This is a genomic window from Ruegeria sp. HKCCD7559, from assembly GCF_013110575.1.
Lineage (GTDB): Bacteria > Pseudomonadota > Alphaproteobacteria > Rhodobacterales > Rhodobacteraceae > Ruegeria.
In genome coordinates, this window is sequence record NZ_WVQU01000002.1 from 96961 (window position 1) to 123899 (window position 26939).

The 26939-nt window shown below is 57.8% G+C and carries 23 protein-coding genes and 2 pseudogenes; 15 read left to right on the forward strand and 10 right to left on the reverse strand.

The window, feature by feature from the left end; translation table 11 throughout:
• Nucleotides 1–65: 65 nt before the first annotated feature.
• The 4 genes from GS605_RS08675 to GS605_RS08690 all read right to left on the reverse strand — a co-directional run bounded on the left by GS605_RS08675 (nt 66) and on the right by GS605_RS08690 (nt 1961).
• The gene (locus tag GS605_RS08675; RefSeq protein ID WP_152460328.1) at nt 66–548 is read right to left on the reverse strand and encodes a (2Fe-2S)-binding protein; all 483 of its coding nucleotides are present in this window, start codon (nt 546–548) and stop codon (nt 66–68) included.
• Between the two features lie 28 nt (nt 549–576).
• Nucleotides 577–1101 (reverse strand): CoxG family protein, encoded by a 525-nt coding sequence (locus GS605_RS08680; protein WP_171723719.1) that lies wholly within the window; start codon nt 1099–1101, stop codon nt 577–579.
• Between the two features lie 72 nt (nt 1102–1173).
• On the reverse strand, nt 1174–1695 hold the full coding sequence (locus GS605_RS08685) for a transporter substrate-binding domain-containing protein (protein ID WP_171723720.1): 522 nt from the start codon (nt 1693–1695) through the stop codon (nt 1174–1176).
• 89 nt (nt 1696–1784) lie between these two features.
• Complete coding sequence (locus GS605_RS08690; protein WP_171723721.1) at nt 1785–1961, reverse strand: hypothetical protein; 177 nt, start codon at nt 1959–1961, stop codon at nt 1785–1787.
• A gap of 316 nt (nt 1962–2277) precedes the next feature.
• On the opposite strand from GS605_RS08690, the gene GS605_RS21020 reads away from it, so the two are divergent.
• The 8 genes and pseudogenes from GS605_RS21020 to GS605_RS08725 all read left to right on the forward strand — a co-directional run bounded on the left by GS605_RS21020 (nt 2278) and on the right by GS605_RS08725 (nt 10369).
• Nucleotides 2278–2574, forward strand: a complete 297-nt coding sequence (locus GS605_RS21020) for a hypothetical protein (protein ID WP_253283267.1) — start codon at nt 2278–2280, stop codon at nt 2572–2574.
• 22 nt (nt 2575–2596) lie between these two features.
• Nucleotides 2597–3007 (forward strand): hypothetical protein, encoded by a 411-nt coding sequence (locus GS605_RS21025; RefSeq protein ID WP_253283268.1) that lies wholly within the window; start codon nt 2597–2599, stop codon nt 3005–3007.
• Nucleotides 3008–3019: 12 nt separating this feature from the next.
• The gene (locus tag GS605_RS21030; protein WP_253283269.1) at nt 3020–3334 is read left to right on the forward strand and encodes a hypothetical protein; all 315 of its coding nucleotides are present in this window, start codon (nt 3020–3022) and stop codon (nt 3332–3334) included.
• A 2-nt stretch (nt 3335–3336) separates the two neighbouring features.
• Nucleotides 3337–3921, forward strand: a pseudogene (locus GS605_RS08700) (hypothetical protein); the annotation flags it as partial.
• A gap of 423 nt (nt 3922–4344) precedes the next feature.
• Nucleotides 4345–6110 (forward strand): annotated as a pseudogene (locus GS605_RS08710) (PQQ-dependent methanol/ethanol family dehydrogenase).
• 142 nt (nt 6111–6252) lie between these two features.
• Entirely contained in the window at nt 6253–6936 is a 684-nt protein-coding gene (locus tag GS605_RS08715; protein WP_171635969.1) for a response regulator transcription factor, read from the forward strand.
• A gap of 46 nt (nt 6937–6982) precedes the next feature.
• Complete coding sequence (locus GS605_RS08720; protein ID WP_171723722.1) at nt 6983–8152, forward strand: FIST N-terminal domain-containing protein; 1170 nt, start codon at nt 6983–6985, stop codon at nt 8150–8152.
• Nucleotides 8153–8155: 3 nt separating this feature from the next.
• Nucleotides 8156–10369, forward strand: coding sequence for a PAS-domain containing protein (locus tag GS605_RS08725; protein WP_171723723.1), 2214 nt, complete (start codon nt 8156–8158; stop codon nt 10367–10369).
• Nucleotides 10370–10413: 44 nt separating this feature from the next.
• On the opposite strand, the gene GS605_RS08730 is transcribed toward GS605_RS08725, so the two are convergent.
• Nucleotides 10414–11343 carry a LysR family transcriptional regulator gene (locus GS605_RS08730; protein ID WP_253283270.1) on the reverse strand — a complete coding sequence of 310 codons (930 nt, stop codon included), beginning with the start codon at nt 11341–11343 and terminating at the stop codon, nt 10414–10416.
• Nucleotides 11344–11487: 144 nt separating this feature from the next.
• Between GS605_RS08730 and GS605_RS08735 the strand changes: the two genes are divergently transcribed.
• From GS605_RS08735 to GS605_RS08765, 7 genes are all read left to right on the forward strand, one after another.
• Nucleotides 11488–12495: a TAXI family TRAP transporter solute-binding subunit gene (locus GS605_RS08735; protein ID WP_171635979.1), complete on the forward strand. Its 1008-nt coding sequence runs from the start codon at nt 11488–11490 to the stop codon at nt 12493–12495.
• 80 nt (nt 12496–12575) lie between these two features.
• Entirely contained in the window at nt 12576–14789 is a 2214-nt protein-coding gene (locus GS605_RS08740; protein WP_171723724.1) for a TRAP transporter fused permease subunit, read from the forward strand.
• A 1-nt stretch (nt 14790) separates the two neighbouring features.
• Nucleotides 14791–16029 carry an FAD-binding oxidoreductase gene (locus GS605_RS08745; RefSeq protein WP_171723725.1) on the forward strand — a complete coding sequence of 413 codons (1239 nt, stop codon included), beginning with the start codon at nt 14791–14793 and terminating at the stop codon, nt 16027–16029.
• 39 nt (nt 16030–16068) lie between these two features.
• Nucleotides 16069–16809, forward strand: coding sequence for an aspartate/glutamate racemase family protein (locus tag GS605_RS08750; RefSeq protein WP_171723726.1), 741 nt, complete (start codon nt 16069–16071; stop codon nt 16807–16809).
• A 163-nt stretch (nt 16810–16972) separates the two neighbouring features.
• Complete coding sequence (locus GS605_RS08755) at nt 16973–19150, forward strand: Tex family protein (protein ID WP_171723727.1); 2178 nt, start codon at nt 16973–16975, stop codon at nt 19148–19150.
• Between the two features lie 172 nt (nt 19151–19322).
• Entirely contained in the window at nt 19323–20720 is a 1398-nt protein-coding gene (locus GS605_RS08760; RefSeq protein WP_171723728.1) for a bifunctional enoyl-CoA hydratase/phosphate acetyltransferase, read from the forward strand.
• The gene (locus tag GS605_RS08765) at nt 20717–21913 is read left to right on the forward strand and encodes an acetate/propionate family kinase (RefSeq protein ID WP_171635991.1); all 1197 of its coding nucleotides are present in this window, start codon (nt 20717–20719) and stop codon (nt 21911–21913) included. Before GS605_RS08760 ends, GS605_RS08765 begins: the two co-directional genes overlap by 4 nt.
• A gap of 4 nt (nt 21914–21917) precedes the next feature.
• Here GS605_RS08765 and GS605_RS08770 read toward each other — a convergent pair whose 3' ends face one another.
• The 5 genes from GS605_RS08770 to GS605_RS08790 all read right to left on the reverse strand — a co-directional run bounded on the left by GS605_RS08770 (nt 21918) and on the right by GS605_RS08790 (nt 26901).
• A complete protein-coding gene (locus GS605_RS08770) occupies nt 21918–22685 on the reverse strand; it encodes a citryl-CoA lyase (protein ID WP_171723729.1) in 768 nt (255 codons plus the stop codon).
• Entirely contained in the window at nt 22682–23866 is a 1185-nt protein-coding gene (locus GS605_RS08775; RefSeq protein ID WP_171723730.1) for a CoA transferase, read from the reverse strand. The genes GS605_RS08770 and GS605_RS08775 overlap by 4 nt, the downstream gene beginning before the upstream one ends.
• Entirely contained in the window at nt 23859–25370 is a 1512-nt protein-coding gene (locus GS605_RS08780) for a tripartite tricarboxylate transporter permease (protein ID WP_171723731.1), read from the reverse strand. The genes GS605_RS08775 and GS605_RS08780 overlap by 8 nt, the downstream gene beginning before the upstream one ends.
• 1 nt (nt 25371) lies before the next feature.
• A complete protein-coding gene (locus GS605_RS08785) occupies nt 25372–25854 on the reverse strand; it encodes a tripartite tricarboxylate transporter TctB family protein (RefSeq protein ID WP_152460311.1) in 483 nt (160 codons plus the stop codon).
• A gap of 66 nt (nt 25855–25920) precedes the next feature.
• Nucleotides 25921–26901 (reverse strand): tripartite tricarboxylate transporter substrate binding protein, encoded by a 981-nt coding sequence (locus tag GS605_RS08790; RefSeq protein ID WP_171636000.1) that lies wholly within the window; start codon nt 26899–26901, stop codon nt 25921–25923.
• Between the last annotated feature and the right edge of the window lie 38 nt (nt 26902–26939).

Here is a 26939-nt window from a genome sequence, read left to right on the forward strand (position 1 = left end):
CATAAACGGATGCTGCTGCATCCCTCACTCATCCCACGGGCGTGTTTCCGACACCCGCAGCGGCATCATTCCGCAGCGATGCTGCCCACGTCCTGGCCGGATGCGGCCATGATCGCTTTGACGATGTTGTGATACCCAGTACAGCGGCACAGGTTGCCCTCCAGATACTTCCGGATTTCGGCCTCGGTTGGGCGCGGGTTCTCTTTCAGCAGCGCGGCGGCGCTCATCACCATGCCCGGAGTGCAGAATCCGCATTGCAGACCGTGGTGATCCTGAAACGCCTGCTGTATCACGTTCAGTGAGCCATCCGCTGTTGCCTGGCCTTCGATCGTGCCGACATCGGCCCCATCTGCTTCGGCGGCCAGCATGTTGCACGATTTCACCGCTTCGCCATTCACATGCACCACGCAAGCTCCACATTGCGCGGTGTCGCACCCCACATGCGTGCCCGTCAAAGACAGATGATCGCGCAGAAAACCGGACAACAATGTCCGGCCCTCGACGTCTCCGCTTACGGCTTTGCCGTTCACGGTCATGGAAATTTTCATGACTTTCTCCTCCCTGAATTCCAAAGGATCAACCGCCTAACACGCGCTTGATCCAACCTTTCTTTTTTTCCCCGGTCTCGCCTTCTTCCGAGGTTTCGGGCTCGGGCACATCCTGAGGTTCGACCGCGTTCTGGAAGTTCTCAAAGAACTGGTCGGCCATTTTTCTGGCAACCCCATCAATCACGCGGCCCCCCAACTGAGCCAGTTTGCCACCGACGCGTGCATCGACCGCGTAGGTCAGTAGTGTGCCTTCGGGGGCATCCGACAAGGTGACGTCGGCCGCGCCTTTGGCAAATCCGGCGGCTCCTCCCTTACCTTCACCCGATAACTTCACGCTTTCAAGCTCCACGAGATCAGAAAGGGTCACAGAGCCTTTGAACGTCGCTTTGACCGGGCCTACTTTCTGCACGACGGTGGCCTCGAACCCGTCTTCGACCGAGCCTGTCATCTCCTGACATCCCGGCACGCATTCCTTCAGAACATCTGCCGACAAAAGCGCGGCCCAGACTTTGGAACGCGGCGCGGCGATGACGCGGCTGTCATTGAGTTCCATATCACTTCTCCAAGTATATTTTTGGTACGCTACGCGGTGTTCGCAGCCTTGCCTATAAGACCTTGGGTGTAGTCACCGCAGCATGGGCGGCGAATGTGTAAGGCCGTGACGTTTGAAGATTTCGGCGATGCGCCCATCCTGCAACGCCGCGTAAATGGCATCGTCCACAGCATAGCCGAGGCCGCGATAGGTGAAATGAACGGCCACGCCAGTGGTCCATGGACTGACGGCAAAACCGGGCAGGGGTGGGGTATGGATGTCAAGCTCTGGCGTCAGCCTGGCCTCAAGGTTTTCGCCGGCAGCCACCAGATTGAAACGCGCGTCAACACCCAGCTCTTCGGCGATCAATGTTCTGGTGTCGATATCCACGCCCTGTCTCTTGCCGTCTCTCTCATACGACCACGGGGCAAAGTCGTCATAAGCCGCAAATTTGATATAGCCGCGCGCGACGATGGTATCGAGATCAGCGCCAACGATATCCCGGCTGGCGTTTTGTGGTTTGGGTTGAGGTACACGATCCTCGCATCGGGCCATCGCCATTCCGGTTGAAAGAGTGGCAGCCAACAGGGAGAAAAAAAATGTGCGTCCGATCATGTGTCTCAGTCTGCCGTCCTATTGCGCGGCAGACAATCCAATTGTCAGTTGCTCCGCCGCCTATGAGAAATCAGGGCTGTCGCCCGAGATCAGAACAGCGGCGCGAAAGGCCACGCTGTCAGCCGCAGGGCGCCCGATCCTGTTTCCACAGTGCCGGCAATCTGGTTGCGATCCGACTGAAGCGCTGCGGCATCACCTTCCCCGCCGTCGGCCATCGCGGCCAGCAGGTCGCGGGGCGACGTCTCCGTGCGAAAACGCCATGCCACCTGCGGTCAGGCCAGCCAGCGCTGTGTTGAAAAACACAAGACCCATCGTCTCCTCCTTCTGATGCTGGCTCTGGTCTTAGCTCAGGGAAAACCATCGTGAAATTCGACCTTGTTTGCAGATGAGCCGCTGCGTGCGACTAAGGTCGAATGGCATGCCGCCCAAGGACTCATTTTAGTAGAGCAGCATCGGAGGAGGAGCAAACACGGCCATGTTTTTTGCGTCTTTGCAACTCTTTTTCTGTTGCCAATGGTTGCTGCAGCTGAGGTCTCTGTATCTGCTGTCTATCTTCATCAACAGGTCAGACGACCACCGGTTTTGTCGAACCTTGACCCTTTGCCCGACGATCTGGGCACGGCAGGTGCAGAACTGGCTTTGTCAGACAACCTGACAACGGCCAAGTTTCTGGGCCACACGTATGAACTGACAGTTTTGACCGTCCCGGAAGACGGGAATTGGCTTGATACGGCGCGCCGGGCCTTGTCCCAGACAAGCTTCCTGATATTGGACGCTCCGGCGCAGGCGCAACTGGCGGTCGCTGATCTTCCCGAGGCCGCCGACACCATCTTGCTCAACGCGTCTGCCCGCGACCGCGACTTAAGACATACCGCCTAGCCGTGCCAACCTGCTGCACACCATGCCGTCCGATGCGATGCGCGCGAACGCTCTGGCACAATTTCTGGTCAAAAGGCGCTGGGACGATCTGGTTCTGGTCGCCGGAGAACACCTGTCGGACATGGCCTTTGCTGACGCAAAGAAACTGTCCCTGACCAAATTCGGACTGGAAATTCGGGCGGAAAAGACCTGGCGTTTCGATGCTGACATGAGGCACAATGCGGCGCAGGAAGTTCCTGTTTTCACACAGGATTTCGTGGACTACGATGTCACGTTGGTCGCGGATGAGTTGGGCGACTTCGCAAGATATATACCGTTCAACACATGGGAACCCAGGCCGGTCGCAGGTTCGGAAGGGTTGCGACCGGTCACGTGGTCGCCTGTGGTCGAGCAATGGGGCGCGGTTCAGTTGCAGAGCCGGTTCGCCGGTTAAGCAGGCCGGTCGATGAGGCCAATCGACTATGCGGCATGGGCTGCGTTTCGGTCCTTGGGCGAGGCCGTGGCCCGAACGCAATCTGGCGATCCCGCGGTTCTGCGGGACTACATTCTGTTGGAAAAATTTGAACTGGCAGGCTTCAAGGGCCGGGCGATGAGTTTCCGCGCCTGGAACAGTCAGTTGCGCCAACCCATCCCGCTGATGACGGATCGAGCGGTCGTGGCCCTCGCACCGCTCGCGGGTTTCCTGCACCACAGGACTGAACTGGACACTCTGGGAATTGACCAGGCCGAATGCCTGTGCACGGCCTTTAGCGAGGACTAAAGATAGAGTTTTCCGTCTTTTTGGCCGCTGCTGCATTTTGCACTCCGGCGGTTTCGGACGAGATTTGGATCAGCAATGAAAAAGACGACACGCTCAGCGTGATCAATATCGAAACGTTTGAAGTGATCCGCACCCTTAAAACCGGAGAACGACCACGCGGGATCACATTTTCCAAGGACTACTCGGTTCTCTACATCTGCGCGTCAGATAATGACTCGGTGCAGGTCATGGATCCTGAAACCGGAGAAGTCCTTTATGATCTGCCGTCGGGCGAAGACCCCAAACAGTTCGTTTTGCACCCGAATGATCGTCATCTGTACATCGCCAACGAAGATGACGCGATAACAACTGTCGTCGACACGGTATCGCGGACCGTAATTGCCCAGATAGACGTGAGTATCGAGCCGGAAGGGATGGCGGTCTCACCAGACGGCACGATCGCTGTCACCACGTCCGAGACCATCAATATGGCTCATTGGATCGATACTGAAACACAGGAGTTGTTCGCCAACGCCCTGGTGGACTCGCGCCCGCGCCACGCGGAATTCGTCAAGGGCGGAACCGAACCTTGGGTCAGCTCTGAAATCGACGCCGGAAACTGAATCAAGCTTCTGAATTTCAGCGGCAATGGTGGTCGGTAGATTTTTGGGCGGCCGGAAAGGTCAAGGAAACATATCCCTGCATTCTGGGCGGGACGTCGCGGGACAGACCCGTTCCGAACGACACGTGCAGGGCCAAATGGCGCAACCGTATCAAGATCATGTTCGTCCGGGAGAAGGATCGGCGCCGCGTCGCAAACCGTTGCGACAGATGCCCGAAAGTGGTCCGATAAGTCACCGCTGGTGCCGCCGAAACCATGAGTGTGGAGCCCGGATGAAATGCGCGAATTGCCCCCACGACCATTGTGCAATTTCGCCGACAGACCCGCCTGCGAATAGTTGCCGTGCCAACAGCTCTGACCTGTCGGCGATTCGGTGCGGAGGGAAGACACAAGTCTAGGGAGGACACCGATGAACCGGTTCACAATGGCGGCAGTTGCAAGCGTGATTGCAGTGGGCACGGCCCATGCAGAAGTTACCGAGGACGATCTGGCCAACGACCAGTCAATTACGACCCAGGTCGTGACAAACGGGATGGGACGCCATTTGCAGCGCTACAGCCCGTTGGACATGCTGAACAAAGACAACGTCAAGAACCTGTTGCCGGCCTGGGCGTTCAGCCTTGGTGGCGAAAAACAGCGCGGGCAGGAAACCAAGCCGCTGATCTATGGCGGCATGATGTATATCACCGGATCGTATTCGCGCCTTTATACAATTGATCTGGAAACCGACAAAGAGGTCTGGCAATACGAGGCGCGCCTGCCCGAAGGCATTCTGCCTTGCTGTGACGTGGTGAACCGGCGTGCCGCCATCTACGGCGACAAGGTGATTTTCGGCACCCTTGATGCCCGGATTGTGGCCCTGAACAAAGACACCGGCGACGTCGTGCGGCGTGATAAAAGCGCGGACTACAAGGCGGCGTATTCTTACAACGCAGCTCCGCTGATCGTTGACGGGCTGGTGATCACCGGAAATTCCGGTGGTGAGTTTGGCATCGTTGGCGCTGTGCAGGCACGGGACGTGAACACCGGTGATCCGGTATGGAACGCCCGGTCATAGAAGGCCATAAGGAGACGCTGAACGATGAAGAAAGCACCATGACGGGCGAGTTGAATGCGACGTGACCCGGCGACATGTGGAAGACCGGCGGTGGCGCAACCTGGCTGGGTGGTTCCTATGACGCGGACACGGATACGCTTGTTTTCGGGGTCGGAAACCCGGCGCCGTGGAACTCGTGGCTGCACAATGCGGGCACGCCGACGGAAGGTAACGCCAGAGACAACCTTTATGCGGCCAGCCGCATCGGAATCGATCCGAAAACCGGCGAAATCAAGTGGCATTTCCAGACCACGCCGCGCGAAGGTTGGGACTATGACGGTGTAAACGAGGTTGTTGCCTATACCGACCGTGAAGGAAACAAGCGTTACGCAACCGCCGATCGCAACGGGTATTTCTATTTTCTGAACCGCGAAGACGGTGCCTATGTATCGGCTAATCCGTTTGTCAAAGACATAACATGGGCGTCCGGCGTGGATGAGACCGGCCGACCGGTCTTTGTCGAAGAAAACCGCTCAGGGGATCCGTCGTCAGCGGCTGATGACAAGAAGGGTGAAGTGATCTTTGCATCGCCTTCTTTCCTTGGCGGCAAGAACTGGATGCCGATGTCCTTTTCGCAACGTACCGGCAATTTTTATGTACGGTCGAACGAATGGGGCATGGATATCTGGAACCAGCCGATCTCGTACAAGAAGGGTGCCGCCTATCTGGGCGCAGGCTTTACGATCAAGCCCAACTACGAAGATCACATTGGGTCTATCAAGGCCATCGATCCGGATACCGGCGAATGGGAATGGGGATACAAGAACAACGCGCCGCTGTGGTCAGGCGTGATGACGACAGCCGGTGGCCTGGTGTTCTTTGGCACGCCTGAAGGTGAGTTTATCGCGCTGGACGACGAGACCAGCGAGAAGCTGTGGTCGTTCCAGACCGGCTCGGGCATCGTCGGGCAGCCTGTGACCTGGGAACAGGATGGTGAACAATATGTCGCGATCATTTCCGGCTGGGGCGGCACTGCACCGCTCTGGGGGGGTGAGGTGGCCAAGAAGGTCAACTATCTGAACCAGGGTGGTACCTTGTGGATCTTCCGCCTGCCAAAGGAACTGGCTTCGGCGAACTGATCCGGGATCCGACAAAACCCTGACGCGTACCCCTGATCCGGGGTGCGCGTTACTATACGACCTTCCGCCAGTATGCGTGGTTTTCATTCATCGCTAGGATTGGTTAGGCTGGAGACCATTTGAATGCAAAAGGCTATACCAGATGCTTGCTGAATCCGCCGCGCGCAATAATTTCGAAAACGTGCTGATCGTTGATGACCATCCATTGTTTTGCGACGCCTTGTCGATGACCTTGCAAAGTGTGGCTCAGATCCGGAAAATCCATACGGCAGACCGGCTGGAGGACGCCTTGGATCTGCTGGCAAGTGGGCTGAAACCCGATGCGGTCATGCTGGATCTCAATTTGCCGGATGTGGACGGCCTGGAAGGTTTGATCCGCTTGAAGGCTGCCGCAAACGCACCGGTGATCGTAGTGTCGTCGCTGACGGACAACCGCGTTGTCAGCCAGGTGATACAGGCCGGCGCATCAGGCTATGTCCCCAAGCACAGTCAGCGCGACGTGTTCCGCACTGCATTCGAGACAGTGCACGCCGGTGACGTTTTCGTGCCAGAGGGCTGTGTTTTGATTGACACAGAGGAAGAGGACGAACACGACGAAGCGGTCAAACGACTGGCGACACTGACAAATCAACAGGCGCGCATCCTGCAACTGATCTGTGAAGGCAAACTGAACAAGCAAATCGCCTATGACTTGTCGATTGCGGAAACGACGGTCAAAGCGCACGTGACAGCAATAATGCGAAAACTGGGTGTTCAAAGTCGTACGCAGGCGGTTCTGATCGTCAAGAAAGCGTCCTTTGCCAGTGTCTTGCAAGACCAAGGCTAAGCGTCATACTCTCACGTCATCGTCGCGCTTTTAGGGAGGAGGCACGATGGACCAAGCAGTCGGGTGGGCAACAGCCCGGGCCCGCACGCCAGGCATCGTCAAAACGGCTTTTGCACGCCACGACACCGGGCAGTCGATCGAGACCCTCAGACGCCAGTTGGGTGATGACCCACTTGCGCTTGTCATTCTTTTTGTCAGCCCGAACGCCGATGCATCCGTGGTGATCGCGGATGCCGAGCGCGCCTTTGCGCCGACCCCGATTGTTGGTTGCACCACCGCCGGAGAGCTGGCGGATAGTGGGTATTGCGAAGATCAGATCGTCGCGATCGGCCTGCCGCAATCCCATTTCGACATACGCACGGTTCTTGTTCCGGATCTGAACGAATTCGAGTCCGACAGCATCATCAAAGAGATGATCCACAACAGAAATACGATGATGGCGAACGCACCCGACTGGAGCCATGAATTCACGTTCCTGATGATTGACGGGTTGTCGACAAAAGAAGATGAACTGACGTCGGAATTGGCTGTGGGGCTGGGGCCGGTGCCATTGTTCGGCGGTTCGGCCGGGGATGGAACCAAATTCGGGCGCACTTATGTTCTGTATCAGGGGCAGGCAAGAAGCAACGCAGCCGTACTCACGCAGGTTCGCACGCGGTGTCCGATCAAGGTGTTCAAGACCGATCACCTTCTGCCCACCGCCTATCGCATGGTCGTGACCAAGGCAGACCCGGCAAAACGCATCGTTCAGGAAATCAATGCCGAACCCGCTGCCCGCGAATACGCCCGTATTCTCGGCAAAGACCCGGAACAGCTCACCACATTCACATTCGCGGCCCATCCAGTCGTTGTGCAAATAGGCGGGCAACACCATGTCCGCGCGATCCAGCAGGTAGCGGGAAATGGCGATCTCGTCTTTTTTTCGGCGATTGACGAAGGCTTGGTCCTGACGCTGGCAGAACCTCGGGACATGGTTGAACATCTACAGGAAGAAATCAGCCTGTTGACCGAGAAGCAGCAACCCGACACCATTTTGGGTTGTGACTGCATCCTTCGCCGGCTGGAGGCCCAGCAAAAGCAGAAGACGCACGCGATCTCGGACATCCTGTCTCGCCATCACGTGGTCGGTTTCTCGACCTATGGAGAGCAATTCAATTCGATCCATGTGAACCAGACCCTGACCGGCGTGGCGATATACCCGCCCGAGAAAGAGTAAGGTATGATCGAGCATCTCACAGACCCCTCGGACTCCCTTGAACGTCAGAACGAAAAACTCAGGAAAATTGCCGAAGCCCTGATGCGGCGGGTCGAAGAATCCACCAATGCCTCTGGCGCGGCTTATGCTCAGTTCCAACGGGCGGCGGTGCTTGAACAAGAGGTTCGCGCCCGAACGGATGACCTTGAGCGCGCGCTTGAACTTCTGAATGACTCCAACGCCAGGTTGGCGCAGGCCAACAAGGAAACCGAAGCAGCGCGCGCAGATTTGGCAAATGCGATCGAAACGGTGCAGGAAGGCTTTGCCCTGTTCAATCGTGACGAAGAACTGGTGCTGTGCAACAGCAGGTTCGGGATGCATATGCCCGATATTCAGGAACAGCTGAACCCCGGCTTGTGTTTTGCCGACTACGTGGAACTGGTCAGCCGATCCAGGTTCCTGTCCTTGCCAGAGACAATGACCCCAGAGGACTGGGCCAAAAGCCGTCTGGATCGTCACGCAGATGACCACGTGGTGTTCAATGTTCGTCTTTCGGGCAATCGGTGGACGCAAGTGTCAGAACACCGCACGCCAGACGGGGGCACCGTGATCCTGCAAACCGACGTGACAGATATCATGCGGATCGAACGGCAAGAAAGGGATCGCATTCTTGACGACAAGGCGCGGCTGATCCGCGCCACGCTTGAACATATCGATCAGGGCGTCTGTATCTTTGACAACAAGCACCGCATGATCGGGTGGAACACCCGCGCAAGCGAGCTTTTGGCCATACCGATCACTCAGTTTCAGATGGGCATGCGGTTTGAAACCCTGTCCAATCGCCTGGGCGACAACATCAGCTTTCAGAAAGGCATAACCGAGGCGGATCTGCTGGATTGGGTCAGCCGACCAACCTACCGCCGCCCTCTTCAGTTCCAGATGCATCAGGGGCGATCGAAAATCCTGTCGGTCTTTGCGCAGGAAATGCCAGACCGGGGCTTTGTGATTTCCTTTACCGATGTAACTGCGGAACGGAGGTCTGCGCAGGCCTTGTATGAAGCCAAGGAACTTTTGGAACAACGTGTGGCGTCACGCACAATGGAGCTTGCGGATGCGCTGAACGAGGCTGAACGGGCGAACGCGTCAAAATCGCGTTTTGTGGCCGCCGCCAGCCATGACCTGTTGCAGCCTCTGTCTGCTGCAAAGCTCTATGTTGCGTCACTGGGCAGCGGTTTGGACACTGACACCGCCCGGACCGTTGCAGCAAAAGCAGAAAGCGCCCTGAACAGTGTCGAACACATTCTCGAAGCCCTGCTGGACATCTCAAAGCTGGATTCCGGGCGGGCCAAGGCGCATCTGTCCACAGTGTCGGTGGGCGAGCTTTTCTTGCAGATGGAAGACGCATTCAAGCCCGTCGCCCAGGCCAAGGGTTTGAGTTTGCGTTTTGTTGACACAAAGGCTCTGGTCACAAGCGATGCCAGTTACCTTCGGCGTATATTGCAGAATCTGCTGTCAAACGCGATCCGGTACACCGAGACCGGCAAAGTTCTTGTTGGTGTCAGGCATCGCAAGAACGCAATTGCTTTGGAAGTCTGGGATACGGGCATTGGCATAGCATCAGATCAAAGAGATATCGTGTTTCAGGAATTTCAGCGTTTGCATTCAGATGCCAGCGCCGCCGAAGGAATGGGGTTGGGTCTTGCGATTGTCGAGCGGGCCTGCGGGTTGCTACAACACCCTATCCACCTGTTTTCCGAAGTTGGAAAGGGCACGGGGTTTTCGGTCGAAATACCTTTGGCCCGGGTGAAACCAGAGGTTTCTCTCTGCTCTTCAGTGGTACAAAAACCAAACTTAAATGTGCTGGGCAACACCGTCGCCCTGTTGATCGAAAACGATGAAAACCTGCGCGGCGCGTTGACCATGACCATCGAATCCTGGGGCGTCGAGGTTCTGGAATGCGAAAGCGAAAGCGAAGCGATTGGCCTTCTGCGCGAAATAGGCATCCTGCCAGACTTTGTTGTCGCCGACTATCAATTGAACAACGGAAAAACAGGGACGGACGCCATGCGTGCCCTGACGGATGAATTCGGGCATTTGCCCGGCTGTATTATCTCAGCCAATCGATCACAAGAGCTTGTTCAGCAGTGCAAACAAGCAAAGCTGCCGCTGTTTTACAAACCGATAGATCCGCAACTGCTAAAATCGACGCTGGAGGCCTCGGTCGCGCGCGTCATCTGAGTTTTTCCGGTTGTCGCACATTTCCAAGTTCGGCCGGGTGTCTTTCAGAAGTCTTCCGTCCGCGGGTTGGCGTTGGTCTGATCCAGCATCGACACAACTTCCGCCTTCCATCCCGCTTTTATTTTCAGCGCCAATTGCGAAGGGGGGCGGTGATCCGGCGACAGGATGGCGTATTCGTATCTGAGGGGGTCCTTGAAAGGCAGGAATACCACACGGCCATGCGAGATATTCAGCTTCCGTTCCGTCGCAACAGTCAACGGATCGACAATCGAGCAGCACTGCCCCGATCCAACAAACGGAATGAGCGGAAGAAAATACTGGCACGTCACACTAGGTTTGTAAGTGGCGGCAACCATCTGAAAAGCGCGCTGCACTTTCTTCTGAAAAGGGTGGGTGTCATACAGTCCACCCATTGGCACATCATCGAGATCCGAAATCGTCACAGCCTTTTCTTGCGCCAACGGGTTGTCCCGATCCATTGCGCAAAAGCAGTCTCCGCTGATGATCTCTGCCGTGAATTGCGGCTTCTTTCCGACCGGGTGTTCGAAATCAGCAAACCCGAAATCAATGTTCTGAGTGCCTGCAAGTTCCATTATCTGTGGCGAACTGCGGGTGGACAGCGTAACCCGGATGTCCGGATTCCCGCCAACTGAACGGCTTATGAAATTCGGGAAGGCAAAAATGGACGGTCCCGGCATGGCGGCAATGTTCAGGCTGCCTGAATTTCCTTTAAGAAGACCGTGCATCGTACTGGAAACCGTAGATAATCTGTCCAGTATTCCGGTGGTTTCTGCCAACAGGTAATGCGCCTCTGGCACTGGGATCAGACGCCGGCCTTTTCGTTCGAACAAGGTCAGTCCCAGACTCCTTTCCAGGTTCTTGATTGCCAGGCTGATCGCGGGTTGTGTCCGGTTCAGCTTCTTCGCGGTTTGAGAGATGGACCCGGTTTCCATCACCTCACGAAAAACTGTCAATTGAGCAAGGTTCATATCTAAAACATAAGCTAAACTTTCATTTTGTTAAATATAACAAATTTGTATTTATGCTAAAACTCCATAGGCTGAACGGATCAGAATTCGAACAAACCGAATCCAACGATCCACAACTGGGAGCTTACGATGAAATTGATGAAATGCCTGACGGGTTTGGCTTTGGCGGGTGCATTGGCTGCACCGGCGTTTGCACAGGACCCAACCTTTTTTCGCATCGGCACCGGCGGTGCAGGCGGCACTTATTTCCCGATCGGCGGGACCATCGCCAACGGAATTTCGGCCCCTCCAGGCTCACGCCCCTGCGAAGAGGGCGGCCAATGCGGCGTGCCCGGGTTGATCGCGATTGCACAGTCGACAACTGCGTCAGTCTTCAACAATGCCGCCGTGCAAAACGGCGAGCTTGAGGCCGGCCTGGCCGCGGCAGATGTAACCCGTTCGATGTATCTGGGTGAGGGCAAGTTTGAAGGCAAACCCCACCCGAAACTGCGCATCGTCGCAAACCTGTTCCCGGAAGACCTGCACCTGGTGCTGCCAGCCGGTCAGACGATCAACGATCTGAGTGATCTCAAAGGCAAGCGCGTTGGTATTGCCCAGGCTGGTTCCGGCACGCAGGTGGCCGTTTTGCAGATGCTGGACGCCTGGGGCGTCAATCGCGACAATATGGACGAGGCCGAGCTGAACAACAGTCAGAGCGCCGAGCGTTTGGCCGACGGTCAGCTTGACGCCTATTTCTACGCAGCAGGCTGGCCGGTTGCCGCAATGGTGCAGCTGTCATCGACCAAGGGCATGAACCTGCATTCCTTCAGCGATGAAGATCTGGCAAAGATCAACGAGATCATTCCTGCCTATATCCCGTCCGCTATCCCGGGCGGTGTATATGAAGGCATCGATTCCGAAACCAAGACCCCTGCGGTCAGCGCGATGCTGGTTGTGTCATCGGATCTGTCCGAAGATCTGGTCTATCAGCTGACCAAGGCCCTGTGGAACGACAACACGCGCAAGCTGCTGGACAACGGCCACGCAAAGGGCAAGCAGATCACGCCTGATACTGCCCTCGACGGCGTCGAGGCGCTGGGTGTTCCGCTGCATCCGGGTGCTGAGAAGTTCTATAAAGAAGCCGGTCTTCTTCAATAACCACACCTGACTGAAACCTGTCGTCGGTGCCCCTTCTTGGGGCACCGCACTCTGGAATTTTGCGAAATCGGGGGGCCATCATGTCCGAGACCCAGAAACTTGATGACCACGAACTGACGGCCGAGGAGCTGGCGGCCATCGAAGAACAGTTCGACGAAGGCGCCGCTGTCCGGCAGGTCACGCCCACGGCAGGCAAGGTGTTGCGTGTCGTCGCCCTGATCTTTGCATTCTACGAATTCTTCACGGCTGGGTTCGGCTTGCCTGCCGACCACTGGCATATGGGCATCTATCTGGCTTTGCTGTTCATTCTGGTCTACGCCACGATCCCGATTGTCGGGGCCAAAAGCCTCTATGCTCTCAAAGTCAGTCGCTTCCGCATCGGCAACGTCCCTCTTTATGATCTGGTGTTCATGGCGCTTGGCATCGTCGCCGCGCTTTACGTTGGTTTCGCCTGGCGCGGCATCCCGTTCCTGGGGATCGAGGAACAAACCTTCCGCATGGGCAACCCAAACAGCTATGATGTGATCCTCGGCGTCATCATCATCCTTCTGGTACTGGACATTGCGCGCCGCACGCTGGGTTGGGTATTGCCGCTGATCATCTGCGTATTCATCTCATACGCGCTGATGGGTCCCTATTTTCCCGGGTTGCTGCAACATCCGGGCGTGAACTTCAAAACCTTCGTGTCGTCGATGTACTTCCCGCAGGAAGGAATCTATGGCGTGACGCTTTGGGTTGTTTCGACCATCGTGTTCCACTTTGTCCTGTTCGGCGTGATCGCTCAGCGAACGGGGCTTGGACAATTGTTCATTGATAACGCAACCATTTTGGCGGGCCGCTATACGGGCGGTCCGGCCAAAGTGTCGGTGGTATCCTCGGCCTTCTTTGGCACGATCTCGGGCTCTTCGGTGGCCAACACCGTTTCGACCGGCGCGCTGACAATTCCCAACATGAAGCGCCTTGGGTACCCCGGTCACTTTGCGGGCGGAGTCGAGGCCGCGTCTTCGGCCGGTGGTCAGATCACTCCGCCCATCATGGGCGCTGCGGCCTTCATCATGGCCGAGTTCCTCGAGGTGCCCTATACCACCATCGTGATCGCGGCAATCTTTCCAGCGATCCTGCACTATGTCGGCGTCTTTGCCGTGGTGCACCTGATGGCGCGTAAGCTGAACCTGCAAGGTCTGGCGAAAGAGCAATTGCCACAGCTCAAGGCCGTCTGGGCCGAGGGTTGGGCCAATATCGTTCCGTTGATCGGTTTGTTGGTCGTCCTGTTTACCGGCTACACGCCGTTCATGTCGGCCTTCTGCGGTATTTCGCTGGCGGTTATCGCGGGCATGTCGCGGATCAAGCAACCGCCAACACTGATCTACGCGGCGGCGTTTCTTGCGTTCGTGCTTTGGAAGTTCTCCGACGGTGGGTTTGACCTGTCCATGACAGCGATTCTGTGCGGATTGTCGGTGATTGCCACGCTCAACCCGCAGAAACGGATAGAAGTGCCCGAGATGTTGGCCGCGGTCGAACTTGGGGTAAAGTACTCGCTGGCCGTGGGGGCCGCTGCCGCCGCTGTTGGTATCGTGGTGGGTGTCATCAACACTACCGGCATCGGCTTTCGCATCGGCTTCATGGTCACGCAGGGCGCGGGCAATCTGGCATCCGATCTTTACAACATGATCTCGTTCGGCAGTTTCCAACTGTTTGCGATGGAAGACCTGCAATTGTTTATCTCGCTGGTCTTTATTGCCATCGTCTGCATTCTGATGGGTGCCGGCATCCCGACCACGGCGCTGTACATCATGCTCGTCTCGGTGGCGCAGCCTGCGCTGGCGCAGTTGGGGGTTCCACCCATCGCCAGCCATCTGTTCGTGTTGTATTATGGCGTGGTCTCCGAGATCACACCTCCGGTCTGTACGTCGGCCTATGCGGCGGCAGCGATTGCGAATTCCAACCCGTTCCGCACCGGGCTGTCCGCCTTTACGCTGGGACTGGGCAAGGTCATCGCGCCAATGGCGTTCGTCTATGCGCCGGTTTTGCTGTTCGTGTCTTCCACCGGGTTCGATCTTTGGGAATTCACCTATACCGCCGCCAGCTGTATCGCCGGTGTCATCGCCCTTTCGGCAGCGGTCGTGGGGTATTGGTTGCAGCCACTCAACCTCGTGTCGCGCATCCTGATGGCCATTGCCGGGGTTATCTTCGTGGCGCCCACGCTGACGGCTGACCTGATCGCATTGGCGGTGGCGTCTCCTGTCATCATCACACAGGTGATCGCCCGCAGCCGAATTCAAGCAACGGTCTGACATGCCTGAACAAGTGACCATCATCGGCGCCGGGATCGTCGGTCTGTGCTGTGCGCTCTCGTTGCAGGAGCGCGGTATTGCCGTGCGTCTGATCGACCGTGGAGAACCGGGGCAGGAGACATCGTTCGGCAATGCCGGTGTCGTCTCGCCCTGGTCGGTCATTCCACAGGCCACGCCGGGTATCTGGAAAACGATCCCCGGGATGCTGTTGGACCCGAAAAGCGCGTTGACCGTCAGACCTGCGTTCTGGCCCAGGATGATACCCTGGGGCCTGAGGTTCCTGAAGAATTCAAGCGTGAAATCCGTACGCAATATCTCGGACGCAATGGAGGTGCTGTGCCGCCCTTCGATAGATCTGTACCGAAGACATCTGCAAAATACCGGGCACGAAGACCTTATTGTTGATTCCAACTATGTCCACGCGTTTCGCAACCCGGATCAGGCTGACCTGAAAGAATTGGGATATCTGATCCGGCAGGAAAAAGGCGGACATCTAGAGCGGATCGACGGACCAGAATTGCGCCGGATCGAACCTGCGTTATCCAGAGATTTCAAGGCTGCGATCCTGATCAAGGGACAGGCGCGGGTCACGTCTCCTGGCCGGGTTGGTGCGGTTTTGGCCGACAAGGCCCGTCAACAAGGCGCCGAGTTCGTGCGGACAGAAGTCAAAGAACTAAAGCGCACGGAAGACGGCCAATGGCATTTGACCTCGTCGGCCGGCGCGCTTCACGCCGATACTGTCGTGCTGGCCGCCGGTGTTTGGTCTGCCGGGTTGCTGAAACCCTTGGGTTTGCCCGTGCCACTGGTGGCCGAGCGTGGATACCATGTCCAATTCCCGACCCCCTCTGCCAGCCTGGAAAACTCGGTGATGGACGTGGACGCCAAGGTGGTGGCCAGTTCAATGCAGGACGGTCTGCGCGTGGCGGGCACGGCCGAATTCGGCAGCATCGACGCGCCGCCAGATCCACGCAAACAGTCGCTTCTGACCGCACAGGCCCGCGCAATGATGCCGGATCTGAACACCTCGGATACACAGTTCTGGATGGGCCGACGCCCGTCTTTTCCCGACAGTTTGCCTGCGATCGGTCCGGTTGAGGGGCACAAGGGCCTGTTCACCGCCTTTGGTCATTCCCATTACGGTTTGATGATGGCCCCCAAAACCGGCGAGCTGGTGGCTGATCTGGTGTCTGGGCAGCGCCTCAACATCCCATTGGATTCAATCGCCTTGTCGCGATTTTGACGCGTAACAACCACCGTTTCTAAGAAGGATTACCCAATCATGCCGATCTATCAGGGTGGACAGAATATCTGCGGAGCCTCAATCGGGGTTTTGTGTCTGGAAAGCTATTTTCCCAAACCTCCCGGTCATATCAAGAACCCTTCCAGCCTGCCGTTCCCGGTGCTGTACGAGATGATAGATGGCGTCACGGTGCCAACGCTGCTGAACAATCCGACGCCTGATCTGCTGAACCCATTCATTAAAGGCGCGCAACGGCTTGAGGCTGAAGGCGTACGCGCCATTACCGGAAGTTGCGGGTTTCTCGCCCTGTTCCAAAAAGAGTTGGCCGCGGCCGTATCGGTGCCTGTCTTCGCTTCGAGCCTGATACAAGTGCCATTGGCCTTTCACATGACCGGGGCCAGCGCACCGGTCGGGGTGATAACAGCGGATTCGTCAGCGCTGACGCAACGCCATTTCGAAGGCGTTGGAGCAGGGGGCGTTCCGGTGGCCGTACAGGGTCTGGAACACACCAGCGAGTTTGCCGAAGTCATCCTGCGCAACGCGCGCACCCGTATGGACACAGATCTGATCGAGGCCGAAGTGCTGGACGCTGCGCACAGGCTGAAGCGCGATACGCCCGAAATACGCTCCGTGGTATTGGAATGCACGGATCTTCCCCCTTATGCAAAACGCATTCAGGAAAACCTGAAACTGCCGGTCTTGGACCTTACGACGCTGGCGCAAATGGCGCATAATGTAAGCGCACGCACCGGGTATTGCGGGCTGATGCCGTGGGGGTGAGGCCCTTGCAGGCTGGTGTTTCCTTTCAATGGCTCAGAAGCGTCGAATAGCCGCGAAAACAGTTGCTATCCGCTGATGCCTTTGGACGGACCGGTACAAGGGACTTTCCCTTGCTGAAACGGCTGGTTAAGAAGCCCTTCCACTGCCGTTTCAGGAGGCCCCCTTGGACCGTATCGCCCGCACCATAGCCACCGAGATCAATGCACGTCCCGATCAGGTCGGTGCTGCGATCAATCTATTGGACGACGGAGCGACGGTTCCTTTTGTCGCCCGCTATCGGAAAGAAGCAACCGGTGGGTTGGACGACACCCAATTGCGCCTTCTGTCCGAACGTTTGACCTATCTGCGTGAGCTTGAGGCACGGCGGGAAACCATCCTGAAGTCGATAAAAGAACAGGGGAAGCTGACCGAAGATCTGAGTAAATCGATAGCTCGGGCAGAAACCAAGGCCCAGCTGGAAGACATCTATCTGCCTTACAAGCCCAAGCGGCGCACCAAGGCGATGATCGCGCGTGAAAACGGGCTGGAACCCCTGGTCGAAGCCATTCTGGCCGATCGCGATGCGGACCCGGAAACACTGGCCGGGGCATACTTGAGCGAAGCCGTTGCCACCCCTCGTGACGCGCTGAACGGCGCGCGGGACATTCTGACCGAACGATTAACGGAAAATGCGACACTGCTGGGTGAGTTGCGGGCCTTCATGCAGCGCGACGCGCTGCTCAGTGCAAGAGTTGTCGACGGGAAAGAAAAGGAAGGCGCCAAGTTCAGTGATTATTTTGACCATTCCGAACGATGGGTGGATGTTCCATCGCATAGGGCTTTGGCAATGCTGCGGGCGTCAAAAGAAGGCATTGTTTCACTTGATATCGCGCCGGAACCGGAGTTCGGGGCAGCCCGGGCCGAATCCATCGTGGCCGCGCATTTGCAGACCCGTGGCCAAGGGCCGGGTGATGCCTGGTTGCGCAAGGTGGCCGGGTGGACCTGGCGGGTCAAGCTTTCGCTGTCGATGATGGTCGAACTGATGGCCGAACTGCGCAGTCGGGCACAGGACGAGGCAATTCAGGTCTTTTCACGCAACCTCAAGGACTTGCTGTATGCTGCTCCGGCGGGTGCCAAGGCCACTTTGGGCCTCGATCCCGGCATCCGCACCGGCGTAAAAGCGGCGGTGGTTGACGCAACGGGCAAGGTCGTGGCCACTGACACGCTGTATCCCTTCCAACCCAAAAACGATTTGCGCGGAGCGCAGGCTACCATCCTAAACCTGATCTCGGCCCACCAGATTGAACTGATCGCCATCGGAAACGGAACAGCGAGCCGCGAAACCGAACGGTTGGTTGCAGATACTTTGGCTCTGCTCCCCAAGGCGGTAAAAGCACCGACCAAGGTAGTAGTGTCCGAAGCGGGGGCTTCGGTCTATTCCGCGTCGGAACTGGCAGCACGAGAGTTTCCCGATCTGGACGTTTCGCTGCGTGGGGCGGTGTCCATCGCCCGGCGATTGCAGGACCCTTTGGCAGAACTGGTCAAAATCGAACCGAAATCCATCGGCGTGGGGCAATATCAGCATGACGTTGACCAGCACCGCCTGTCGCAATCCCTGGATTCCGCGATCGAGGATGTCGTGAACGCGGTCGGGGTTGACCTGAACACGGCCTCTGCACCTTTGCTTGCGCGTGTGTCGGGGCTGGGCCCCGCGCAAGCCGAAGCCGTCGTCGCCCATCGCGATCTGAACGGGCCGTTCCAATCGCGCAAGGACCTGTTGTCCGTTGCCGGGCTGGGTCCGCGTGCCTTTGAGCAATGCGCCGGGTTTCTTCGCATAAGGGACGGCGCCGAACCGCTTGATGCGTCGTCGGTGCATCCCGAAGCCTATGACGTCGCCCGCCGCGTCGTGTCGGCCTGCGGGCGGGATATCAGGCACATCATGGGCCATGAGGGGGCCTTGAAAGGGTTGCGGGCACAACAATTCGTAACCGAAGATTTCGGCCTGCCCACGGTTCTGGATATCTTTGCCGAGCTTGAGAAACCCGGACGAGACCCCCGGCCCAGCTTTGTCACGGCCACTTTCGCGGATGGCATCGAAGAGATAACCGATCTGAAGCCCGGAATGGTTCTTGAGGGCACCGTGACAAACGTGGCAGCCTTTGGGGCCTTTGTGGATGTGGGCGTTCATCAGGACGGTCTGGTTCACGTCAGCCAGTTGGCCGACCGCTTCGTCAAGGACCCGCATGAGGTCGTCAAGGCCGGGCAAGTCGTGAAAGTGCGCGTTGTCGAGGTGGATGTACCCAGAAAACGGATCGGGCTTTCGATGCGCAAACAGGGCGGCGGTGGAAATCGGCGCGCCTGATCTGCAATCCGCACATTATCCGGGCTTAACGACATAAAGGCGTTACCCGCCGGAAATAGCGTGCAGACCGATACGGGCAGCCGGCATGCGTTGTTTCCATTGCGCGCTGAACTGGGTATCAGCAAGAGAGTTCTCAGTGTCGCCAAACGGATCGAAATGGAAACGACAGTTCATGCAGTACCACAACACGCCTTACGACAAGCTTCAGGTCGGTGATACTGCCGAGTTGGCCCGCACGTGCTCGGTTGATGATTTCTATGTGTTCGCCAACAATTCCGGCAATCACAATCCGCTTCATCTATCCAGCGAAGACGGCGACGGCGACCACATCAACGAAGCGGTTGCCCCTGCCATGTTCGTGGGGGCCCTGATCTCGGCCGTTTTAGGGAACGTTCTGCCGGGGGCAGGGACGCTCTATAAATCGCAGCGATTTGATTTTGTGGAAAGGGCGCATGCCGGTGATGAGCTGGTATCCAAAGTCACCCTTCTGGAAAAGCGACCAAACCGGGAAGTTGTCTTTGAAACGGTCGTTACGCGCCCATCGGACGGTGCCGTGATCGTCAGCGGGCAGGCCGTCGTGATCGCGCCGGAGAAAGAGATGGTGTTCGCCGAGTTGGATCTGCCCGGGCTGGTGGTGAAACGTCATCGTCACTTTGATGCCATGCTGGAAAAGGTGCGCCCGTTGCCGCCCATGCCGACCGCCGTTGTAGCCCCGGAAGAGCCCAACGCCTTGGGTGGGGCGCTGCTGGCCGCGCATGAGACGATCATCACACCCATTCTGATCGGTAACCCGGACAAAATCTCTCACGCGGCCGCCGAAATCGGAGCGTCGTTGGCTGGGATTGAAATCATTGCGCAGAGCGATCACGTCGGTGCGGCCCATGCGGCGGTCGATCTGGTTGCAGAAGGTCGTGCGAAAGCGCTGATGAAAGGGCATCTGCATACGGATGAATTGCTGAAGGCTGCGCTCAGGCGTGAAAACGGCCTGCGCACCGGCCGCCGCTTTACCCATGTCTTTGTCATGGACGTGCCCGGCCAACCCAGACCTTTGTTGGTGACGGATGCGGCGATCAATATCGAGCCGGACCTGGAAACCAAGATTGATATTGTCCAGAACGCAATCGACCTGGCCCTGTCGCTGGGGATCGAAAACCCCAGGGCGGGTGTTCTGTCTGCCATCGAAACCGTCAATCCGGCGATCCGATCCTCGGTTGATGCGGCTTTGCTGTCGAAAATGGCGGAACGCGGTCAGATCACGGGCGGGCTTGTTGACGGCCCCCTTGCCATGGACAATGCCGTCAGCCTTGCGGCTGCGCGTTCCAAAGGGATTGTGTCGGATGTCGCGGGCAAAACCGATATTCTGGTGGTGCCAAATCTGGATGCCGGGAACATGATGGCCAAGCAGCTGACCTATATCGCCAATGCAGAAGGGGCCGGTCTGGTCATGGGGGCCAAAGCTCCGATCATTTTGACCAGCCGCGCCGATGACGACAAAGCCCGGCTGGCATCCTGTGCCGTGGCGGCACTGCACGAAGCCTTTTCCTTACCGCGCACCGGAGCACCCGCATGACACATGTCGTGACACTGAACGCTGGATCGTCTTCCATGAAATTTGGTCTGTTCGAGCTGACCGATGACGATCCGATCATGGTGTGCACCGGCGCGGTCGAGCGGATTGGAGAACCAGAGCCGTTTGTCAAGGCGAAGTCTTCCGACGGAAGTGTCCTTGCCAGCGGCACCGCCGGAGAAATACGCGATCACGCCGCAGCGCTGGACTGGGTTTTGAACCTGCTTGCGCGCTCATTTCCAAACAGCGACGTGACTGCGGTCGGGCATCGTGTTGTCCACGGTGGACCTGACATCGACGCTCCGGTGCCATTGACCAAGGCGTCCATTCAAGAGTTGGACAAGCTGTCGCCGTTCGCGCCTTTGCATCAGCCGCACAATCTGGCCGGAGCCCGGGCCGCGATGGAACGTTTTCCGAATGCGGTTCAGATCGCCTGTTTCGACACCGCCTTTCACCGCAATCATCCGTGGGAGAATGACGTTTTTGCCTTGCCGCGCGAGTATTACGACAAAGGTGTTCGGCGTTATGGCTTTCACGGGCTCAGCTATGAATTCATTTCGGATCACATGGCAAAGACAGCGCCGCTTTTGCACGAAGGGCGCGTGGTCGTGGCCCATCTTGGCAATGGTGCATCGATGTGTGCGATGATCGGAGGGCGTTCCGTCGGATCGACCATGGGCTTTTCGGCACTGGACGGGCTGCCGATGGGGTCACGCTGTGGTCAACTTGATCCTGGCGTGGTCCTGTATCTGATGGACCAGGAAGGGCTGAGCGCTGACGAAATCTCAGACCTGTTGTTCCGGAAATCTGGGCTGTTGGGCCTGTCCGGGCTGTCCAACGATATGCGTACCCTGGAAAAGGCGGACACACGCGAAAGCCGACAGGCGATCAGCTATTTCACCTTCCGTATCCGGCGCGAGCTTGGCGCGATGGCGGCCATTCTCGGCGGTATCGACGCCTTGGTGTTTACCGGTGGGATCGGAGAAAACTCACGCCTCGTGCGTGACCGGGTGTGCTCTGGGATGGGATGGCTGGGCATCGAGCTCAATCCTGATGCAAATGCGGACAATGACCGGATCATTTCAACCGATCTGTCCCGCGTCGTGGTCATGGCAATCCCGACCAATGAAGAACTGGTCATTGCCCGTGCGGCGGCTGACCTGTTGGCCAAACGCCCACGGCTCAGAACTGCCTAGCGATCTAAGTTTCGATATAGGTCCAGCGATAGGCAGGCGGGGTCGGTCCCTTGTTCCGGCCGCCTTGCTGCATCTGTTCCCACGCATGGGCCAGAATGCCAACCGATCTGGATAGGCAAAACAGACCGCGTGCCAGTGGGGGCGCAAAGCCCAACTCGGCATAGATCACCGCGGTGGCGCCATCTATGTTCATAGGAACAGGCTTTCCTTTGCGGTGCGCCAACTCTGCCTCGATCGCCTGTCCGATCTGTAGGAACTGACCATCACAAGCCCCGTCCGTCACAGCATCACGGACCAACGCCATCAGACGTGGTGCGCGCGGATCCGTCGGCGTGTGGAAACGATGGCCAAAACCCGGCAATATCTTTCCTTCACGCTCGATCCACTCGTCCAGCGTTTGATCCAACCGGCCAGGATGTTGCGCCACGAAATGGTACAGCATAACCGCTTGCTCACCAGCCCCGCCGTGAATATCCCCCAACATGTTCACAGCGCTCGCCATCGCGTTGTTCAGCGGCAGCCCGCAGGTCACGGCCATGCGCGCCGTTGCGATGGAAGGGGCCTGAGGTCCGTGGTCCACGGCGGCAACCAGCGCGGCCTCGAACAACTGGACCTGCGCCCCAGATGGTCGGTCGCCACGAACCATGAACCAGATCATCTCGCTGAAACTGAGATGTCCGATCAGATTCTGGATCGGCTCTCCGCGCAGGTCGATCCGGCCCGGTTCCATATCGATGATGGAAGTCGTCCACCAATTGGACACATCGCTCATATGATGCCTTCCTTGCTCAAAGCGTCCATTTCCGCGCCGGTCAACCCAACTTCAGACCAGATCGCTTTATTGTCTGCTCCAAGTTCAGGCGGCGCGGTTTGGGGCATTTGCCGTTCGCCGTCCATGACAATGGGGCTGCCTGCAAGTTTCATGTCTTCGCCCTGCACTCGAAAAGATCCGATCAGGCCACGACCGGCAAGCTGTTCGTCATCAAGCGCCTCGGGCACGGTCAATACCTGCCCGGCCGGCACTCCGATTGCGTTGAGTTCGCTGACCCAGTCCGATGCCGCTTTGGTCCGCAAGGTCTCCTCCAGCGCCGCGCGCAGGGCATGGCGATTGCGCTTGCGGTCTTCGCGCGTTTCATAATCCGGGTGGGCCAGCAGGTCTTGCCGGCCCAGATGCCTGGCCAGTGCCTGCCACTGTTCGTCGCGGTTGGCGGCAATGTTGATGGGCGCGTCAGAGGCTGCAAATGTTCCCGACGGTGCTGACGTCGTGTTTTCGTTGCCATGGGCCCCGGGAATGGCACCGGCGATCAGATAGTTCGACACGACCCAACCCATTGTCGAGATCACGGCTTCGGACATCGCCACATCCAGATAGGCCCCGCGAGGATCCGCGTTCAGGGCGGCGGACACTGCAAAAGCAGCCGTCATCCCACCGATCGTGTCCGCCAAAGGATAGCCAACGCGATAGGGTGCGGTGTCAGGACCGCCGGTGACAGACATCACGCCACTGATACCCTGCACGATCTGGTCATAGGCGGGATCGCCTCGGCGGGGACCGTCCTGACCGAATCCGCTTATGGCACAGTAAATCAGGCTGGGGTTCACATCGCGCAAGACGCCATACCCAAGTCCAAGCCGATCCATCACCCCGGGGCGAAAGTTCTCTACCAACACGTCGGCTGTTTGGACAAGGCGTTTCAGGAGCGCCTTGCCCCGTTCTGATTTCATGTTGAGCGTGATGGACTTTTTTTCAGCATTCTGCGCCAGAAAGCTGACGCCCATACCGGCCTTGTTTCTGGCGGGATCAGCACCCAGGACGCGGGCAAGGTCGCCACCGTCAGGGCGTTCGACCTTGATCACTTCGGCACCCATGAGCGCCAGTTGATAGCAGCAATACGGACCCGCGAGGACATTCGTCAGATCGAGAACCCGTATTCCTGCCAGTGGCTCAGTCACCGTCGGCAACCCCTGCGGCCCGGGCACGCGCGCGGCGTGCGCGATAGCTGGGCAACAGCACCAGCAGCACCGCGACAACAAGCAGACCCAGCGTCATCGGACGTTCCCAGATGAAAGCAATACCGTCATAGAGCTGCATCGAGCGGGCAAAGTTGTCCTCCATCATCCCCCCGAGGATGAAACCGATCAGCAGCGGCGCAAGCGGGTAGTCGGCAAATTTCAACGCCGTGGCGCAAACACCGAAGCCAACAAGTATCAAAAGCTCGGTCGCATTGTTCTGCCCGATATAGGCCCCCATCAGAGTGAAGAACAAAATGAAGGGGATCAGGTAATTGCGCGGTACCGAGAGAACCTTTGCGATATATGGGATCAGCGGCAGGTTCAGGATCAGCAGAACGAGGTTGCCAATGAACATTGACATGATGACGGCCCAGAATATCTGCGGCTCGTCCAGCATTAGCCGTGGGCCGGGTGTCACGTTCAGGGCAATTAGTGCGCCAAGCAGGATCGCGGTTGTGCCGGACCCGGGAATGCCCAGTGTCAGCAGCGGCACGAAAGAACCGGTGCATGCCGCGTTGTTCGCCGTTTCGGGCGCGGCCAGACCTTTTATTGACCCTTTGCCGAATTCGTCCTGCTCCTCTTTCGGGGCAATGTTGCGCTCGACTGCGTAGCCGAGGAAGCTGGCAATCGTTGCCCCCGCACCGGGCAGAACCCCGATGAAGAAGCCCTGTACAGATTGGCGGCCGATCACCGGCGCGATGGCCTTGGCTTCGCTGCCTGTGATGCGCAGGTCCTTGATCTCGCCGTCATCCCCCTGAAGGTTCTTTGGTTTGAGTACCAGAAACAGCGCTTCGGGCAGGGCGAACATGGCCATGGCAAGCGTGATGAAGCCAAAGCCCGATTGCAGATCCATGATACCCATTGTGAAACGTGGCAGGTTGAACAATGCACCTTCACCGACCGTTGCCATGATCAACCCAAGTAGCGTCATGATGACGGCTTTGGCCACTTGACCGGTGCCTGCGAAGGCTGCGATTGCCGACAGGCCCACGACCATAAGCGCGAAATACTCGGCTGAGTGGAACAGCAATGCCACCGAAGACAGAGCAGGGGCAAAGACCATCAACAAAATGGCCCCGATCGTACCGCCGGCAAAACTTGCAGTAGCTGCAACAGTCAACGCTTTGCCTGCTTTGCCTTGGCGGGCCATCGGATAGCCGTCGAAACTGGACGCAACAGTGCCCGCGACCCCCGGCGCGTTGAGAAGGATTGAAGATGTCGAACCGCCAAAGATGGCGCCGTAATACACTCCGGCCAGCAGGATCAGCGCTGCGGACGGGTCGCCCATGGAAATCGCCACCGGGATCATGATGGCGATGATCGACATCGGCCCAAGACCCGGAAGCATGCCGATGAACGTGCCGATCAGGCACCCTGCGACCACCATCAGCAGGTTTTGAATTGAGAATGCCGTTTGCAGACCGATCAGAAGTCCTTCGAGCATGTCAGCCTCCGAAAATGCCCGGCAATGGGCGCATGTAGATGCCAAGAACTTCCTGAACCAGATACCAGACCGCGCCTGTGGCGATCAGCGCGACGGGTAGCATGACGTGCCATTTGCGCTCACCCAGAATGAAAGACCCGAGGATCAGAAAGGCCGAGGTCGAGATCAGAAACCCAACAGGGCGCAGGCAAAGCGCGTAAATCACCATCAAGGCCAGCAACATAAGCGCTTGATCAAGATGGTATTCCCCCAGTCGCCGGTAATCGATATCGGCTTCCTTTGGTTCCGCCTTTTCAAAGCCCAGCAAAATAATCGTGGTGGTGACGACACCCAGAACCGACAGCACTTTGGGGAAGGTGCTGGGCCAGATCGGATTTCGCTGCATGAAAGGGGGCAGGCTGCCGTCCATCGTGAACCAAGCGGCGTAGCCATATGTCAAACACACACCCAGAAGAATGAGCGCGATCCAGCGATCCAGCGCCATGAGAGCCCCTCCCTGTTCCTTTTCGTGGGAAGGCAGAGCGGCGGATCCGCTCTGCCGAAAATGGACTTAGAGGAAGCCCAGCTTTTTCATAAGATCGCCGATCTGCTGTTCCTGCTGCTCCAGGAACGTCTGGAAATCTGCGCCCGAGTTGTGGATGTTGACCCAACCATTGCGTGCACGAACCTCTTCCCATTCCGGGGTGTCGTACATCTTGGCAATCGCTTCCTGGTAGGCGGCCAGCTTTTCTTCGGGCAGGCCGGGGGCCGCGAAGAAGCCGCGCCAGTTCACGAAGGTGGTATCAATGCCCTGTTCCTTCATCGTCATCGCGTCAGGAGCCGCATCAACGCGCTCTTCGGATGTCACGCCGATAATCTTGACTTCACCCGCATTCGCCAGATCGACCGCTTCCGAAAAACCGGTGGACAAGGCGGCGATTTCACCCGACAGCAGGGCCGCCATGGCTTTGCCGCCCGCATCATAGGGGATGTATTTCACGCCAAGCGCATCCTTGCCCGCTGCTTCCATCACCATCGCGGCGACCAGATGGTCCATGCCGCCGGGAACCGAGCCGCCACCGATCGCTGTGCCGCCTGGGTCCGCATCAAACGCGGCAAGCAGATCCGCCATCGAGTTGATCGGGCTGTCTTTGCCAACAACGATCGCGGCATAGTCGCCGATAGTACCCGAAACCAGCGTCAGATCGCGGAAGTTGTGAGGAAATACACCGGTCAATGAGCGGATCACGATCGGCGTCGAATTCACCATCAGAGTGCCATGATTGCTGTCGGCATTTTCAATCAGATATCCGATGGCTTTGCCACCACCGCCGCCCGACATGTTTTCGTATGACGCCGTGCCGACAAGGCCAGCTTTTGTCAGCGCTTCGCCCGTGCCGCGCGCGGTTCCGTCCCAGCCGCCACCGGCGCCACCGGGGATCAGAAAGTGAATGCTGTCCACGACCTGATCTTCAGCCATGGACGGCCCGGCCAGACCAAAGGCAGCCACAGCTGCAATCAGGGCGCGACGGCCCAGTGTGAATGTCGTCATGATGTCCTCCCATTTGACAACCAGCCGCATGGCGGCTC

Excerpts from the sequence above, each read along its gene's own strand:
- GS605_RS08675 (WP_152460328.1), bottom strand. The coding sequence starts at position 548 with ATGAAAATTTCCATGACCGTGAACGGCAAAGCCGTAAGCGGAGACGTC.
- GS605_RS08680 (WP_171723719.1), bottom strand. The coding sequence starts at position 1,101 with ATGGAACTCAATGACAGCCGCGTCATCGCCGCGCCGCGTTCCAAAGTC.
- GS605_RS08685 (WP_171723720.1), bottom strand. The coding sequence starts at position 1,695 with ATGATCGGACGCACATTTTTTTTCTCCCTGTTGGCTGCCACTCTTTCA.
- GS605_RS21025 (WP_253283268.1), top strand. The coding sequence starts at position 2,597 with ATGCCGTCCGATGCGATGCGCGCGAACGCTCTGGCACAATTTCTGGTC.
- GS605_RS21030 (WP_253283269.1), top strand. The coding sequence starts at position 3,020 with ATGAGGCCAATCGACTATGCGGCATGGGCTGCGTTTCGGTCCTTGGGC.
- GS605_RS08715 (WP_171635969.1), top strand. The coding sequence starts at position 6,253 with ATGCTTGCTGAATCCGCCGCGCGCAATAATTTCGAAAACGTGCTGATC.
- GS605_RS08720 (WP_171723722.1), top strand. The coding sequence starts at position 6,983 with ATGGACCAAGCAGTCGGGTGGGCAACAGCCCGGGCCCGCACGCCAGGC.
- GS605_RS08725 (WP_171723723.1), top strand. The coding sequence starts at position 8,156 with ATGATCGAGCATCTCACAGACCCCTCGGACTCCCTTGAACGTCAGAAC.
- GS605_RS08735 (WP_171635979.1), top strand. The coding sequence starts at position 11,488 with ATGAAATTGATGAAATGCCTGACGGGTTTGGCTTTGGCGGGTGCATTG.
- GS605_RS08740 (WP_171723724.1), top strand. The coding sequence starts at position 12,576 with ATGTCCGAGACCCAGAAACTTGATGACCACGAACTGACGGCCGAGGAG.
- GS605_RS08745 (WP_171723725.1), top strand. The coding sequence starts at position 14,791 with ATGCCTGAACAAGTGACCATCATCGGCGCCGGGATCGTCGGTCTGTGC.
- GS605_RS08750 (WP_171723726.1), top strand. The coding sequence starts at position 16,069 with ATGCCGATCTATCAGGGTGGACAGAATATCTGCGGAGCCTCAATCGGG.
- GS605_RS08760 (WP_171723728.1), top strand. The coding sequence starts at position 19,323 with ATGCAGTACCACAACACGCCTTACGACAAGCTTCAGGTCGGTGATACT.
- GS605_RS08765 (WP_171635991.1), top strand. The coding sequence starts at position 20,717 with ATGACACATGTCGTGACACTGAACGCTGGATCGTCTTCCATGAAATTT.
- GS605_RS08770 (WP_171723729.1), bottom strand. The coding sequence starts at position 22,685 with ATGAGCGATGTGTCCAATTGGTGGACGACTTCCATCATCGATATGGAA.
- GS605_RS08780 (WP_171723731.1), bottom strand. The coding sequence starts at position 25,370 with ATGCTCGAAGGACTTCTGATCGGTCTGCAAACGGCATTCTCAATTCAA.
- GS605_RS08785 (WP_152460311.1), bottom strand. The coding sequence starts at position 25,854 with ATGGCGCTGGATCGCTGGATCGCGCTCATTCTTCTGGGTGTGTGTTTG.
- GS605_RS08790 (WP_171636000.1), bottom strand. The coding sequence starts at position 26,901 with ATGACGACATTCACACTGGGCCGTCGCGCCCTGATTGCAGCTGTGGCT.